The sequence below is a fragment of the Serratia ureilytica genome (assembly GCF_017309605.1).
GTDB lineage: Bacteria > Pseudomonadota > Gammaproteobacteria > Enterobacterales > Enterobacteriaceae > Serratia > Serratia ureilytica.
Genome location: NZ_CP071320.1, coordinates 688,970 through 702,082, shown reverse-complemented (window position 1 = coordinate 702,082; position 13,113 = coordinate 688,970). Strand labels below are relative to the sequence as shown.

Below are 13,113 nucleotides of genomic sequence, written 5' to 3'. Positions count from 1 at the left end.
CCCGGGTCAATAATGAGCACTATCCAACAGAACCTGCAGGATGTCAGAAACCGCATCGCGGCCGCCGCGCAAAACTGCGCACGGGCGCCGGAAGACGTTGCTCTGCTTGCAGTCAGCAAAACCAAACCTGTGGCGGCGATCGAAGAAGCCATCGCCGCCGGCCAGCGCGCCTTCGGCGAGAACTACGTGCAGGAAGGGGTAGACAAGATCCGGCATTTCGCCGAGTCGCCGCAGGGCGGTGAGTTGGTGTGGCACTTTATCGGCCCGCTGCAATCCAATAAGAGTCGGCTGGTGGCGGAACATTTCGCCTGGTGTCATACCGTGGATCGGCTGCGCATCGCCCAGCGTCTGAGCGATCAGCGCCCGGCCGACCTGCCGCCGCTCAACGTGCTGATTCAAATCAACATCAGCGATGAGCAGAGCAAATCCGGCATCGCGTTGAACGAACTGCCGGCGTTGGCCGACGCGATCGCGGCGCTGCCGAATCTGGCGCTGCGCGGCCTGATGGCCATCCCGGCGCCGGTAACGGATTATCAGCGGCAGTTGGCGGTATTCAGCCGGATGAACGACGCATTTCTCGCCCTGCGTCAGCGTTATCCGCAGGCCGATACGCTGTCGATGGGCATGACGGACGACATGGCGGCGGCGATCGCCGCAGGCAGCACCCTGGTGCGCATCGGCACCGCAATTTTTGGCGCCCGCGACTACTCGCAGGCCTGACAAACAGACGAGGGATTTGATGCAACATCGCAAGATTACCTTTATCGGCGCCGGCAACATGGCGCGTGCAATCATCGCCGGCCTGGTCGCGGGCGGCTATCCGGCCAAATCCATCAGCGTCTGCGCCCCGTCGCCGAAAAACCGTGACGCGTTGGCGGCGGACTACGGCATCGTCAGCAGCGGCGACAACGTCGCCTGCGCGCGTGAAGCCGACGTCGTGGTGCTGGCGGTCAAACCGCAAATGATGGCCGACGTGTGTCAGCCGCTGCACGAACAGGTCGATTTCGGCGGCAAACTGGTGCTGTCGATCGCCGCCGGCATTCAGGTCAGCCGTTTCTATCAGTTGCTCGGCGACCAACTGGACATCGTGCGCATCATGCCCAACACCCCGTCGCTGGTCGGCAAGGGCATGAGCGGGCTGTACGCGCCGGCGCAGGTCAGCCAACAGGATCGCGACTACACCGGCGATTTAATGGCCTCGGTCGGTAAAGTTTGCTGGGTAGATGACGAAAATGGCATCAACGGCGTGATCGCCGCCGCGGGCAGCGCTCCGGCTTATTTCTTCCTGTTTATGGAAGCGATGCAAAAAGAAGCCGAACGCATGGGCTTCGACAGCCAGACCGCGCGCGATCTGGTGCAGCAGGCCGCTTCCGGTGCCGCCGCGCTGGTTGAAGCCAACCCGGATACGCCGCTGGGCACGCTGCGCGAGCAGGTGACCTCCAAAGGCGGCACCACCGCCGAAGCGCTGCGGGTGTTCAACGAACGCCAACTGCCGGAAACCGTGGCGCAAGCGATGCAGGCCGCCGTTTCCCGTGCGCAAGAAATGGAAAAATTATTTTAAATAACCCCGAGTTAAGGAGAAGGACCACTTCATGCTAACGCTGACTTTCCTGGTCAAGACCGTTATTGATCTATACGTGATGGTGCTGTTGCTGCGCATTTGGATGCAATGGACGCGCACCGATTTTTACAATCCGTTCTCGCAGTTTGTGGTGAAGATCACCCAACCGGTGGTCGGCCCGCTGCGCCGCATCATCCCTGCGCTTGGGCCTATCGACAGCGCTTCGCTGCTGCTGGCGTTCCTGCTGATGACCATCAAGTACCCGCTGCTGCTGCTGATACAAAGCCACGCGCTGTCGCTCAGCCCGTATAACCTGCTGTTCGGCCTGATCTCGCTGGTCAAGTCCGCCGGCTACCTGATCTTCTGGGTGATGATCATTCGTGCGCTGATGAGCTGGGTAAGCCAGGGCCGCAGCCCGATCGACTACGTGATGTACCAACTGACCGAACCGTTGATGGCGCCGATCCGTCGCATCATCCCGGCGATGGGCGGCATCGATTTTTCCGCCATGGTAGTGATCCTGATCCTCTATCTGATCAACTACCTGGGCATGGATGTGTTCGGCGAGATCTGGTTCCTGCTGTGAGTGCAGTCACTCCCGTGCTGGACGGGCTGGCGATCAGGCTATATATTCAGCCGAAAGCCAGCCGCGACCAAATTATCGGCTTGCATGGCGACGAGCTGAAAGTCGCCATCACCGCCCCGCCGGTCGACGGCCAAGCCAACGCCCATTTGATCAAGTTTATCGCCAAGCAGTTCAAAGTGGCGAAAAGCAACGTCACCATCGAGAAAGGCGAACTGGGGCGGCATAAACAGTTACGCATCGTGAATCCGCAACAGATCCCCGCCGTGGTCGCGGCGCTCATCGAATAATTTTCAAGGTAGTCATTATGCAAAAAGTCGTTCTTGCCACCGGTAACCCGGGCAAAGTGCGCGAACTCGCCGACCTGTTGGCCGATTTCGGCCTGGACGTGGTCGCGCAAACCGATCTGGGCGTGGAGTCCGCCGAAGAGACCGGCCTGACGTTTATCGAAAACGCCATTCTGAAAGCGCGCCATGCGGCACAGGTTACCGGCCTGCCGGCGATCGCCGACGACTCCGGTCTGGCGGTAGATGCGCTGGGCGGCGCGCCGGGCATCTACTCCGCGCGCTACGCCGGTGAAGACGCCGACGATCGGCAGAACCTCGACAAGCTGCTGGCGGCGATGAAAGACGTGGCGCCGGGCCGGCGCGGCGCGCAATTTCACTGCGTGCTGGTCTATCTGCGCCATGCGCAAGATCCGACGCCGCTGGTGTTTCACGGCAGCTGGGCCGGTGAAATCACCGAACAGGCCGCCGGTGAAGGCGGTTTCGGTTACGATCCTATCTTTTACGTGCCGGAGCTGGGCCGCACCGCCGCCGAGCTGAGCCGCGACGAGAAGCGGGCGATTTCGCACCGCGGCAAGGCGCTGAAGCTGATGTTGGAAGCCATGCGCAATGCTTAAGCTGCCCCCGCTGAGTCTCTACATCCACATCCCGTGGTGCGTGCAGAAATGCCCGTACTGCGACTTCAACTCCCATGCGCTGAAGGGTGACGTGCCGCATCAGGAGTATGTCGATCATCTGTTGGCGGATCTGGATGCCGACCTGCCGCTGGCCGGCGGCCGGGAAATCAGCACTATCTTTATCGGCGGCGGCACCCCCAGCCTGCTGAGCGCCGAGGCGATGCAAGCCTTGCTGGACGGCGTGCGGGCGCGCATTCGCGTCGCCGACGACGCCGAAATCACCATGGAAGCCAATCCCGGCACCGTGGAGGCCGATCGCTTCAGCGGCTACCAGCGCGCCGGCGTCAACCGCATCTCCATCGGGGTGCAAAGCTTCAGCGCCGAGAAGCTGAACCGTCTGGGGCGCATCCACGGCCCGGAAGAAGCCAAACGCGCGGCGACGCTGGCGACCGGCCTCGGCCTGCGCAGCTTCAACCTCGATCTGATGCACGGCCTCCCGGATCAGTCGCTGGAAGAGGCGCTGGACGATCTGCGCCAGGCTATCGCCCTCAATCCGCCGCACCTGTCGTGGTATCAGCTGACCATCGAGCCGAACACCCTGTTCAGCTCGCGCCCGCCGGTTTTGCCGGACGACGATGCGCTGTGGGACATCTTCGAGCGCGGCCACCAGTTGCTGAGCGCCGCCGGCTATCAGCAGTATGAAACCTCGGCCTACGCCAAGCCGGGCTACCAATGCCAGCACAATCTCAACTACTGGCGCTTCGGCGACTATCTGGGGATCGGCTGCGGCGCGCACGGCAAGGTGACCTTCAGCGACGGACGCATCCTGCGTACCGCCAAGACCAAGCACCCGCGCGGCTTTATGCGCGGCGACTACATGGACAAGCAGCATGAGGTGGTGGCGGCGGATCGGCCGTTCGAATTCTTCATGAACCGCTTCCGCTTGCTGGAAGCCGCGCCGCGCGCCGACTTCGCCAACTACACCGGGCTGGCAGAAAGCATCATTCGCCCGCAGCTGGACGAAGCGCTGGCCAAAGGCTATCTGGAAGAAACCGCGGAGCACTGGCAGATCACCGAGAAGGGCAAACTGTTCCTCAACTCGCTGCTGGAACTGTTCCTGGCGGACGACGAGTAAAAAAAAAGCGCTGAATGATCAGCGCTTTTTTATTGGTGTTAATCCGGGTAAAACGTCTGAGACAGAATCTGCTGAGTTTCCCAGATGCCGTTTTCCGGATACACATCCAGCCCGGTTTCGGCCGTGGCGAGCGCAACGGCCTTCGACCAGACGACATCCAGCCAATCGGCATCGCTCAGTTTACCTTTTAGGCTGGGCGACTCTTTCAAGCTGTAAAGCACCTCTTTGCGCTGCGCTTTAATCGTTCTTTCCCAGCTGGTTCCGCGCCTGGCCGGCTGATATTTCCATTTAAGCAAATGTGCAATCAGCACCGTCATCCGGCTAGCAAGTTCCCTTTGCTCGCTCTTCCCCACGTCCTCAATCTCCTCGGCGATCTTTTCAATATCGATCTCAGACAATTTTCCGGAGCGCAAAAGAGCGGCCTGTTCATTTGCCCAGGCAACAACATCGGTTTCGTAACGTGTATGGCTCATAGCGTCCTCCGTAAACATCCATAAATCTGTACGTAGTTTGATCAGTCTGTCAGATAAGCTTCAGAAGGTCAAAAAACGGTCTACCAAGAAGATTCTTAAATCACTTCAACGCGTTAAGCAGATCCTTGCGCTGGGTTTCCAGTGCGGTGACGCGGTTGCACACGTCATGACCGAAGTTCTGGAAGTCCTGTTCCTGGTTGTTCCATTCGTTCTGGATCGCCTTCTGCAAGCCGCCCAAATTGCCCATGATCGCCTGCAGCGGGTTGCCGCCGCTGTTGGCGGCCTGTTTGACGCCCATCTCGTTCAGGCTGTCCTGCAGCACGCCGCCCATGCTCTGCTGCACGATGTTGCGGCCGTCCTGCTCCACCTGGTCGATCGCCTTGTGGTGGAAGGTCAGGCCGTCGCTGCGGTGCTCGATGATGCGGTTCATCTGCTGTTTCAGTTGGCCATTCAGGGTGGTCAGCCGGTTGCGCACGTTACTGTTGCTGCCCAGCTCTTTAACGATCACTTTATCCAGCGCTGCGCGGGCTTTCTCCAGGTGTTTCTGCGCGCCGTCGTCGATCCACGGCAGCTGCTTGCGCAGCGCGCTCTGGTAACTGAAGGCTTTCTGCCGCTGGCTGTCGCTCAGGCTCAGCGCCTGACCGTTGCGGATCACGTCACCATCCGGCGAAATTTGCAGGTCGCCGCTGGCGCCTTTCACCTGCACGCTCTGCGGGCTGATGATCACATCGTCCTGGGGTTTAACGCTGCATTGGTACTCGGCGTGGGCCTGCGCGGCAGTCGCCGCCAGCAGCAGTAAGGCTAACCCGGTTTTCTTCAACATAGCTTCTCCTGACTCCCATCCAGATTGGGATTAAAAAATCGAACGACCGATACGTTGAGACAACAGTTCCAGCGCCGCAGTTCCCGCCAGCGAGTTGCCGGAAGCATCCAGCTCCGGCGACCAGACGACGATCGACAGCTCGCCCGGCACAATGGCCACGATGCCGCCGCCCACGCCGGACTTGCCCGGCATCCCCACCCGATAGGCGAATTCGCCGGCGCCGTCGTACATGCCGCTGGTCATCATCAGGGCGTTGATCTGCCGCGCCTGCAGCGGGCTGATCACCGCCTCGCCGCTGAGATCGCGGCCGTGATTGGCCAGATAGACGAAGCTGCGCGCCAGTTCCACGCAGCTCATACGCAGCGCGCAATAGTGGAAATAGGTTTGCAGCACGGTGATGACGTCGTTTTCGAAGTTGCCGAACGATTTCATCAGATAGGCGATGGCCGCATTGCGATCGGAGTGTTCGAACTCGGAGCGCGCCACCCGCAGATCATAGGCCAGGTCGTCTTCACCGGCCAACTGACGCACTACCTCCAGCATGCGCTGTTTGGGGGCGCTGAGCCGGGTTTGCAGCATGTCGCACACCACCAGCGCGCCGGGGTTGATAAACGGATTGCGCGGTTTGCCCTGCTCCATCTCCAGCTGCAGCAGCGAATTGAACGGCAGGCCGGAAGGCTCTTTGCCGACGCGCCGCCAGATCTCATGCTCCTGATAGCGCGTCAGCGCCAGCGTCAGGCTCAGCACTTTGGAGATCGACTGGATGGAGAAGCGCTCCGCGGCGTCGCCGGCCTGGAACAGTTCGCCATCCACCGTACACACGGCGATCGCCAGCCGATCGGCGGGCACTTCCGCCAACGCCGGGATGTAGTCGGCCACTTTTCCCTGGCCAATCAGCGGGCGCACCTGTTGCAGGATCTCTTCCAGCAACGCGTTATCCAATGTTGTTACCACCTCGGTCACACTCCGGGCAAAACAAAGGCGCCGTTAAGGCACCTTAGATCAATAAAACGGCGCGGCGCGAAGCCGCGCTCATCGGGCAAGCGCGATCAATCCCACCAGATATCGAACAGATCGCTGACCTTAACGTCGGTCAGTTTGCGCGCTTCCAGCCAGTTTTTCACCAGCTCGCGCTGCTCGTCGGTGCAGTGGCCGATCTTCTGCAGGCAGATCAGACCTTCCCACTGCAGGTAGCCGCTGCCGTCAAACGCCAGACCGTTCGGCTCGATCACTTCATCGATGAAGGTATCCAGCGTGCTGTCGATATCTTCCACCGACGTGCCTTCGGCGAAGCGCCAGGCTACGGAGAAACCCAACTCCTGAAATTCTTCAATGTGCAACTTTTTACGTAAACGACGACTGCGGTTCTTAGCCATTATTCTTTCCTCTCAAACATCAAGTCCCAAACGCCATGTCCCAGGCGCTGGCCGCGTAATTCAAATTTCGTCAGTGGGCGCGAATCCGGACGCGGCACATAATCATTATCGCTGGAAAGATTACGGTAGCCTGCGACCCCGTTCATAACCTCTAACATATGTTCCGCATAAGGTTGCCAATCGGTGGCCATGTGGAAGACGCCGCCGGTCTTCAGCTTGCGCAGCACCAGTTCGACAAACGGCGTTTGCACGATGCGGCGCTTGTTGTGGCGCGCCTTGTGCCACGGATCGGGGAAGAACAGCTGCACCATGTCCAGCGAGCCGTCCGGGATCATGTTTTCCAGCACTTCAACCGCATCGTGGCACATTACGCGCAGGTTGCTCAGCTTCGCCTCATGGGCGTCGGCCAGGCAGGCGCCCACACCCGGCGAGTGTACTTCGATCCCTAAAAAGTTCTGCTGCGGGTTGTTGCCCGCCATGGTCACCAGCGAGGCGCCCATGCCAAAACCGATCTCCAGCACCGTCGGCGCTTCGCGGCCGAACAGCGCGGCGAGATCGACAGCGTCAGCCTGATACTCCACGCCCATCACCGGCCAATAGTTCTCCAGCGCGTGCTGCTGGCCTTTGGTCAGCCGCCCCTGGCGGCGGACAAAACTGCGGATACGGCGCATCGCGCGGCCGTTCTCATCAAATTCCGGGGAGATGACGTCATTAATCATAGTGCTTTCTGTCTGTTTGGCTGCCAATTAGGGAAACGCGCATTATGCAAAGATACATTGGTTTAGCAAGTGTTCATCTTCTGTACCCGCCGTGCGGCGTCGGAAAGTTCCGGTTTACAGCATCATGACTCTATGCTGCAATCTCGCTTCATTTTCTGCCGGATAACGACTCTTCATGATGCAAGCACAACAATTCGCACAGGTGGTGCTTGACTGGTACCAGCGCTACGGCCGCAAAACCCTGCCATGGCAGCTGGAGAAAACCGCCTATCAAGTATGGCTCTCCGAAGTGATGTTGCAACAGACCCAGGTTGCCACCGTCATTCCTTATTTTCAGCGCTTTATGGCCCGTTTTCCCAACGTGCGCGCGCTGGCGGAGGCCCCGCTGGACGAAGTGCTGCATCTGTGGACCGGCCTCGGCTATTACGCCCGCGCCCGTAACCTGCACAAAGCGGCGCAGACCATTGTCGCACAGCACGGCGGCGAGTTCCCGACAACCTTCGCAGAAATCGCCGATTTACCGGGCGTCGGCCGTTCCACCGCCGGCGCGGTGCTGTCGTTGGCGCTGGGCCAACACTATCCGATCCTCGACGGCAACGTGAAGCGCGTGCTGGCTCGCTGCTACGCGGTGGAAGGCTGGCCGGGCAAAAAAGAGGTCGAAAACCGGCTGTGGAAAATCAGCGAAGAAGTCACCCCGGCCCAGGGCGTCGGCCAGTTCAACCAGGCGATGATGGATCTGGGCGCCATGGTCTGCACCCGCTCCAAGCCCAAGTGTGAGCTCTGCCCGCTCAACGTCGGCTGCCTGTCTTACGCCAACCACAGCTGGGCCAACTACCCCGGCAAGAAGCCCAAGCAGACCCTGCCGGAAAAAACCGCCTACTTCTTATTGCTGCAACACGGCGACCGCGTGTGGCTGGAGCAGCGCCCGGCGGTAGGCCTGTGGGGCGGCCTGTTCTGCTTCCCGCAGTTCAGCGCGCGCGTGGATTTGGAACTCTGGCTGCAGCAGCGCGGTCTGAAAGGCAAGCGCCTGGAACAGCTGACCGCGTTTCGCCACACGTTCAGCCATTTCCATCTCGATATCGTGCCGATGTGGCTGTCGCTCGACGCGGCGGGCAGCGGCATGGATGAGGGCGCGGGTCTCTGGTATAACTTAGCGCAGCCGCCGTCGGTCGGGCTGGCAGCGCCGGTGGACCGCCTGTTGCAACAGCTGGCGAAGCAGCCCCCGATCCAACAAAACTTATATGGCGATAGCGCCATCGATGAGGAATTAGCATGAGCCGCACCATTTTTTGTACTTTCCTTCAACGCGACGCCGAAGGCCAGGACTTCCAGCTTTATCCCGGCGACGTCGGCAAACGCATCTACAACGAGATCTCCAAGGAAGCCTGGGGCGAGTGGATGAAGAAGCAGACCATGCTGATCAACGAGAAGAAGCTGAACATGATGAACGTGGATGACCGCAAACTGCTGGAAGAGGAAATGATCAAATTCCTGTTCGAAGGGCACGACGTGCACATCGAAGGCTATACGCCGCCGAGCGAATAACGCTGTTGGGGCCAGGCGCTGGCCCGCTTCAATCCTCTTATACTTCTTCCAAACGGCTTTAAGATGAAGAAAATTTTAGCTTTGCTCGTAATAGCGCCTTTGCTGATCTCCTGTTCCGGCAAAAAAAGTGAAGAAATCAACGAAGCCTGGATCAAAGACACCAACGGCTTCGACATTCTGATGGGCCAATTCGCCCACAACATCGAGAACATCTGGGGTCTGAACGAAGTTCTGATCGCCGGGCCGAAAGACTACGTCAAGTACACCGACCAATACCAAACCCGCAGCCACATCAACTTCGACACCGGCGCCATCACCGTCGAGACCATCGCCACCACCGATCCGGCCGCGCACCTGCGCCAGGCGATCATCAGCACGCTGCTGATGGGTGACGATCCGGGTTCGATCGACCTCTATTCCGACGCCAACGATATCCAGATCAGCAAAGAGCCGTTCCTGTACGGCCAGGTGCTGGATAACAAAGGGGCGCCGATCCGCTGGGAATGGCGCGCGGCGCACTTCGCCGATTACCTGCTGCAGACCAAGCTGCAAAAACGCACCTCCGGCCTGCACGTCATCTACTCGGTCACCATCCAACTGGTGCCGAACCACCTGGACAAACGTGCGCATAAATATCTGCCGATGGTGCGCAAGGCGTCGGAAAAATATGGCGTGGACGAGTCGCTGATCCTGGCTATCATGCAGACCGAATCGAGCTTCAACCCGTATGCGGTGAGCGGTTCGGACGCGCTGGGCCTGATGCAGGTGGTGCAGCACACCGCCGGTAAGGATGTGTTCCAGATGCGCGGTAAATGGGGCACCCCGAGCCGCAGCTACCTGTTCGATCCGGAGAACAACATCGATACCGGCACCGCCTACCTGGCGATCCTGCAGAACAACTACCTGGGCGGCATTCAGAACCCGACCTCGCGCCGCTATGCGGTGATCACCGCTTACAACGGCGGCGCCGGCAGCGTGCTGCGGGTGTTCTCCAGCGACAGAACGCGCGCGGTGGGCATCATCAACGGCATGCAGCCGGGCGACGTGTACCAAACGCTGACCACCAAGCACCCGGCAGCCGAGTCGCGCCGCTATCTGGTGAAAGTGAATACCGCGCAGAAGAGCTACCGCAGAAAGTAGCGCTTCCCGCGTGGATAGAAGAAGGGCCGGTGCGAACCGGCCCTTTTTTCATGGCTTGATCATATAGCCGAAGATGCGCTTCCAGCCGTGATCTTTTTTCTCGATGTAGACCCCCTGCAGCTCCGGCGAGAAGCCCGGCAGGCGGTTGATGCCCTCCTCGAGCGCCAGGAAGTAGCGCTGCACCGCGCCGCCCCACACTTCGCCCGGCACCACGCACAGCACGCCCGGCGGATACGGCAGGGCCCCTTCCGCCGCGATGCGCCCTTCCGCCTGGCCGATCGGCACCAGCTCGACGTTGTCGCGGATAAACTCCACGTTGGCGTCCTGCGGGTTCATCACCACCGGCGGGAAATGATCCTGACGGAACATCTCCTTTTGCAGCTGCTTAACGTCAAAGCTGACGTACAGATCGTGCATCTCCTGGCACAGCCGGCGAATGCTGTAGCCGCGGTAACGCTGCTCGTTCTTGCGGTACACCGTCGGCAGCACCACGCTCAGCGGCGCATCCTCTTCGACATAGCGTTCGAACTGCGCCAGCATCTCCACCAGCTGTTCCATCTTGGCCGGGTTCTCCGCCGGGGTCAGCAGGAACAGGATCGAGTTGAGATCGCACTTCTCCGGCACGATGCCGTTCTCGCGCAGGAAGTTGGCCAGAATGGTGGCCGGCACGCCGAACTCGGTGTATTGGCCGGTCGCGGCGTCAATCCCCGGCGTGGTCAGCAGCAGCTTGCACGGATCGACCAAATACTGATCCTGGGCGTAACCTTCGAAGCCGTGCCACGTCTCCCCCGGTACGAAGGTGAAGAAGCGCGCGTCGTTGGCGATCAGATCGGTATCGTAATCCTGCCAGTCCTTGCCCGCCACCTGCAGCGGAATAAACGGCTTCAGCTGCGAGCAGCGCGTGAGCAGCTGTTTGCGCGTCTCGATGCCCAGCTTGACGCAGTCCATCCACATGCGGCGCCCGGCGGGGCCGGCGTGCATCTTGGCGTTGACGTCCAGCGCGGCGAACAGCGGATAGAACGGGCTGGTCGACGCATGCAGCATGAATGCGTTGTTCAGATGCTTATGGTTGCAGTGGCGCTTTTGCCCTTTGATATGGTCGTCTTTCTTATGGATCTGCGACGTCTGCGAGAACCCCGCCTGCTGTTTATGCACCGACTGGGTGACGAAAATGCCCGGATCGTGTTCGTCCAGCTCCAGCAGCAACGGCGAACACTCTTTCAGCATCGGGATAAAACCTTCGTAGCCCACCCAGGCGGAGTCGAACAGGATGTAATCGCACAGGTGGCCGATGGTGTCGATCACCTGGCGAGCGTTGTAAATCGTGCCGTCGTAGGTGCCAAGCTGAATGATCGCCAGCCGGAACGGCCGCGCCGCCGTGGCCTTCTCCGGCGCCACCTCGCGGATCTGCTCGCGCAGGTAGCGCTCATCGAAGCAGCGCGCATCGATGCCGCCGATAAAGCCGAACGGGTTGCGGGCGGTTTCCAGATACACCGGCGTGGCGCCGGCCTGGATCAGCGCCCCGTGGTGATTGGATTTGTGGTTGTTGCGATCGAACAGCACCAGATCGCCACGGGTCAGCAGCGCGTTGGTCACCACCTTGTTGGCCGCCGAGGTGCCGTTGAGCACGAAGTAGGTTTTATCAGCGTTGAACACCCGCGCCGCATGCTTTTGCGCATCCTTGGCCGAGCCTTCGTGGATCAGCAGATCGCCCAGCTTAACGTCGGCGTTGCACATGTCGGAACGGAAAAGGGTTTCACCGTAGAAATCGAAAAACTGCCGGCCGGCCGGGTGCTTGCGGAAGAACTCGCCGCCCTGATGTCCTGGACACGCAAAGGTCGAATTCTCCATCTCGACGTAGGTCTTCAGCGTTTTGAAGAACGGCGGCAGCAGCGCCTGCTCGTAGGCGTCGGCAGCGGCCTCCAGCTGCGCCATGTAGAATGGCTTGCTGGCGCCGGCCAGCAGCGCAAAGACCCCGCTGACAAACGGCAGATAATCCGGGGAAAGATGCTCGTCCCCTTCCACCGCCACGAAGGTCGGAATATCGAACCCCGTCGCCTGCAAGCGCGCCAGAATGCCGGCATCCACGTCGGCGACCGACACCACCACTGCCGCCACGTCGGTGTAGTCCGTCTGCTCTACGCGCACGATCTGGCGCAGCGTCTCAATGGTGGCGACCAGGCTGGCGCTGGTTGCGATTTTCAATTCTTTCATCATGCTGACTCTCAAACGGTGAAGGATGAGGGTGTGCCACCGGCACGGTAATGAGATAACGCGGTTATCCCGGTAAAAGCGATACCCGGGCACGGCAGCATAAGCGGCGTGCGTGACCGCCTCATGATCGGGGACCATCAGGCAGCTATCGGGGGAACTGGTCTTGGCAGCGTCCGACAGGCATCAGTAAAATCAGGGCCGCAGCGCTGGCTTTACGCATGCCTAACAGCGAGCATCAGGCGGCCTTACCGCATGATCGGCAGGCGTATTCGGACGGATGGCGTTCGGAGCAAGCAAAGACGGAACGGTGGCGGCGTCAGAGGTCTGGTGCGCGACAGCGCTTGAGCGACAAAACCAGTCATGCCAATAACCCTCTGACTTATAAGAAGCGGGAACACCGTCAGGGAACGGAGAGTGCTAAAATTTGCGCAATGATTGCATGATTCGTTACGAGGTTCAAGCGAGAATCATCTGGGTTGAGCTTGCGTTAACGCAAGCATAACTTATTGTTACTTAACAATAAACATGAAAAACAACATTGATAAAGTGGTATAAATACACGTTTTTTATGCATATTTATTGGGTGCCGATATCGCCACAGGCTCTAGCGCCTCGGGTTCGCTGCCTGAAAATAGAGCAACCG

At 59.8% G+C, this 13,113-nt stretch carries 15 protein-coding genes; 9 read left to right on the top strand and 6 right to left on the bottom strand.

Going from position 1 to position 13,113, the window contains the following annotated elements:
• Positions 1-12: 12 nt before the first annotated feature.
• The 6 genes from J0X03_RS03240 to hemW are packed head-to-tail and all read left to right on the top strand — an operon-like array spanning position 13 to position 4,180.
• The gene (locus tag J0X03_RS03240; RefSeq protein ID WP_160204568.1) at positions 13-720 is read left to right on the top strand and encodes a YggS family pyridoxal phosphate-dependent enzyme; all 708 of its coding nucleotides are present in this window, start codon (positions 13-15) and stop codon (positions 718-720) included.
• Positions 721-739: 19 nt separating this feature from the next.
• Entirely contained in the window at positions 740-1,561 is an 822-nt protein-coding gene (gene proC, locus J0X03_RS03235) for a pyrroline-5-carboxylate reductase (protein ID WP_047573680.1), read from the top strand.
• A gap of 31 nt (positions 1,562-1,592) precedes the next feature.
• Positions 1,593-2,147 carry a YggT family protein gene (locus J0X03_RS03230; RefSeq protein WP_033644671.1) on the top strand — a complete coding sequence of 185 codons (555 nt, stop codon included), beginning with the start codon at positions 1,593-1,595 and terminating at the stop codon, positions 2,145-2,147.
• Positions 2,144-2,434, top strand: coding sequence for a DUF167 family protein YggU (gene yggU, locus J0X03_RS03225; RefSeq protein WP_004948014.1), 291 nt, complete (start codon positions 2,144-2,146; stop codon positions 2,432-2,434). The genes J0X03_RS03230 and yggU overlap by 4 nt, the downstream gene beginning before the upstream one ends.
• A 17-nt stretch (positions 2,435-2,451) precedes the next feature.
• Positions 2,452-3,045 carry an XTP/dITP diphosphatase gene (locus J0X03_RS03220; RefSeq protein ID WP_042785371.1) on the top strand — a complete coding sequence of 198 codons (594 nt, stop codon included), beginning with the start codon at positions 2,452-2,454 and terminating at the stop codon, positions 3,043-3,045.
• Complete coding sequence (gene hemW, locus J0X03_RS03215) at positions 3,038-4,180, top strand: radical SAM family heme chaperone HemW (RefSeq protein ID WP_160204569.1); 1,143 nt, start codon at positions 3,038-3,040, stop codon at positions 4,178-4,180. Before J0X03_RS03220 ends, hemW begins: the two co-directional genes overlap by 8 nt.
• Before the next feature lie 38 nt (positions 4,181-4,218).
• Here hemW and J0X03_RS03210 read toward each other — a convergent pair whose 3' ends face one another.
• The 5 genes from J0X03_RS03210 to trmB form a co-directional block, all read right to left on the bottom strand.
• On the bottom strand, positions 4,219-4,653 hold the full coding sequence (locus tag J0X03_RS03210) for a DUF29 domain-containing protein (protein WP_016930094.1): 435 nt from the start codon (positions 4,651-4,653) through the stop codon (positions 4,219-4,221).
• Between the two features lie 100 nt (positions 4,654-4,753).
• Positions 4,754-5,476 (bottom strand): YggN family protein, encoded by a 723-nt coding sequence (locus J0X03_RS03205; RefSeq protein WP_046687803.1) that lies wholly within the window; start codon positions 5,474-5,476, stop codon positions 4,754-4,756.
• A 30-nt stretch (positions 5,477-5,506) separates the two neighbouring features.
• Positions 5,507-6,430, bottom strand: a complete 924-nt coding sequence (gene glsB / locus J0X03_RS03200) for a glutaminase B (protein WP_047575480.1) — start codon at positions 6,428-6,430, stop codon at positions 5,507-5,509.
• Between the two features lie 95 nt (positions 6,431-6,525).
• Complete coding sequence (locus tag J0X03_RS03195) at positions 6,526-6,852, bottom strand: YggL family protein (protein WP_019456098.1); 327 nt, start codon at positions 6,850-6,852, stop codon at positions 6,526-6,528.
• Complete coding sequence (gene trmB / locus J0X03_RS03190) at positions 6,852-7,571, bottom strand: tRNA (guanosine(46)-N7)-methyltransferase TrmB (RefSeq protein WP_004937410.1); 720 nt, start codon at positions 7,569-7,571, stop codon at positions 6,852-6,854. The genes J0X03_RS03195 and trmB overlap by 1 nt, the downstream gene beginning before the upstream one ends.
• Positions 7,572-7,746: 175 nt before the next feature.
• Between trmB and mutY the strand changes: the two genes are divergently transcribed.
• From mutY to mltC, 3 genes are all read left to right on the top strand, one after another.
• On the top strand, positions 7,747-8,847 hold the full coding sequence (mutY, locus tag J0X03_RS03185) for an A/G-specific adenine glycosylase (protein WP_004937408.1): 1,101 nt from the start codon (positions 7,747-7,749) through the stop codon (positions 8,845-8,847).
• Positions 8,844-9,116 (top strand): oxidative damage protection protein, encoded by a 273-nt coding sequence (locus J0X03_RS03180; RefSeq protein WP_004937404.1) that lies wholly within the window; start codon positions 8,844-8,846, stop codon positions 9,114-9,116. Before mutY ends, J0X03_RS03180 begins: the two co-directional genes overlap by 4 nt.
• Before the next feature lie 63 nt (positions 9,117-9,179).
• Positions 9,180-10,256, top strand: a complete 1,077-nt coding sequence (mltC, locus tag J0X03_RS03175) for a membrane-bound lytic murein transglycosylase MltC (protein WP_033644661.1) — start codon at positions 9,180-9,182, stop codon at positions 10,254-10,256.
• A gap of 48 nt (positions 10,257-10,304) precedes the next feature.
• On the opposite strand, the gene speF is transcribed toward mltC, so the two are convergent.
• Positions 10,305-12,470: an ornithine decarboxylase SpeF gene (speF, locus tag J0X03_RS03170; protein WP_033644924.1), complete on the bottom strand. Its 2,166-nt coding sequence runs from the start codon at positions 12,468-12,470 to the stop codon at positions 10,305-10,307.
• Positions 12,471-13,113 lie beyond the last annotated feature (643 nt).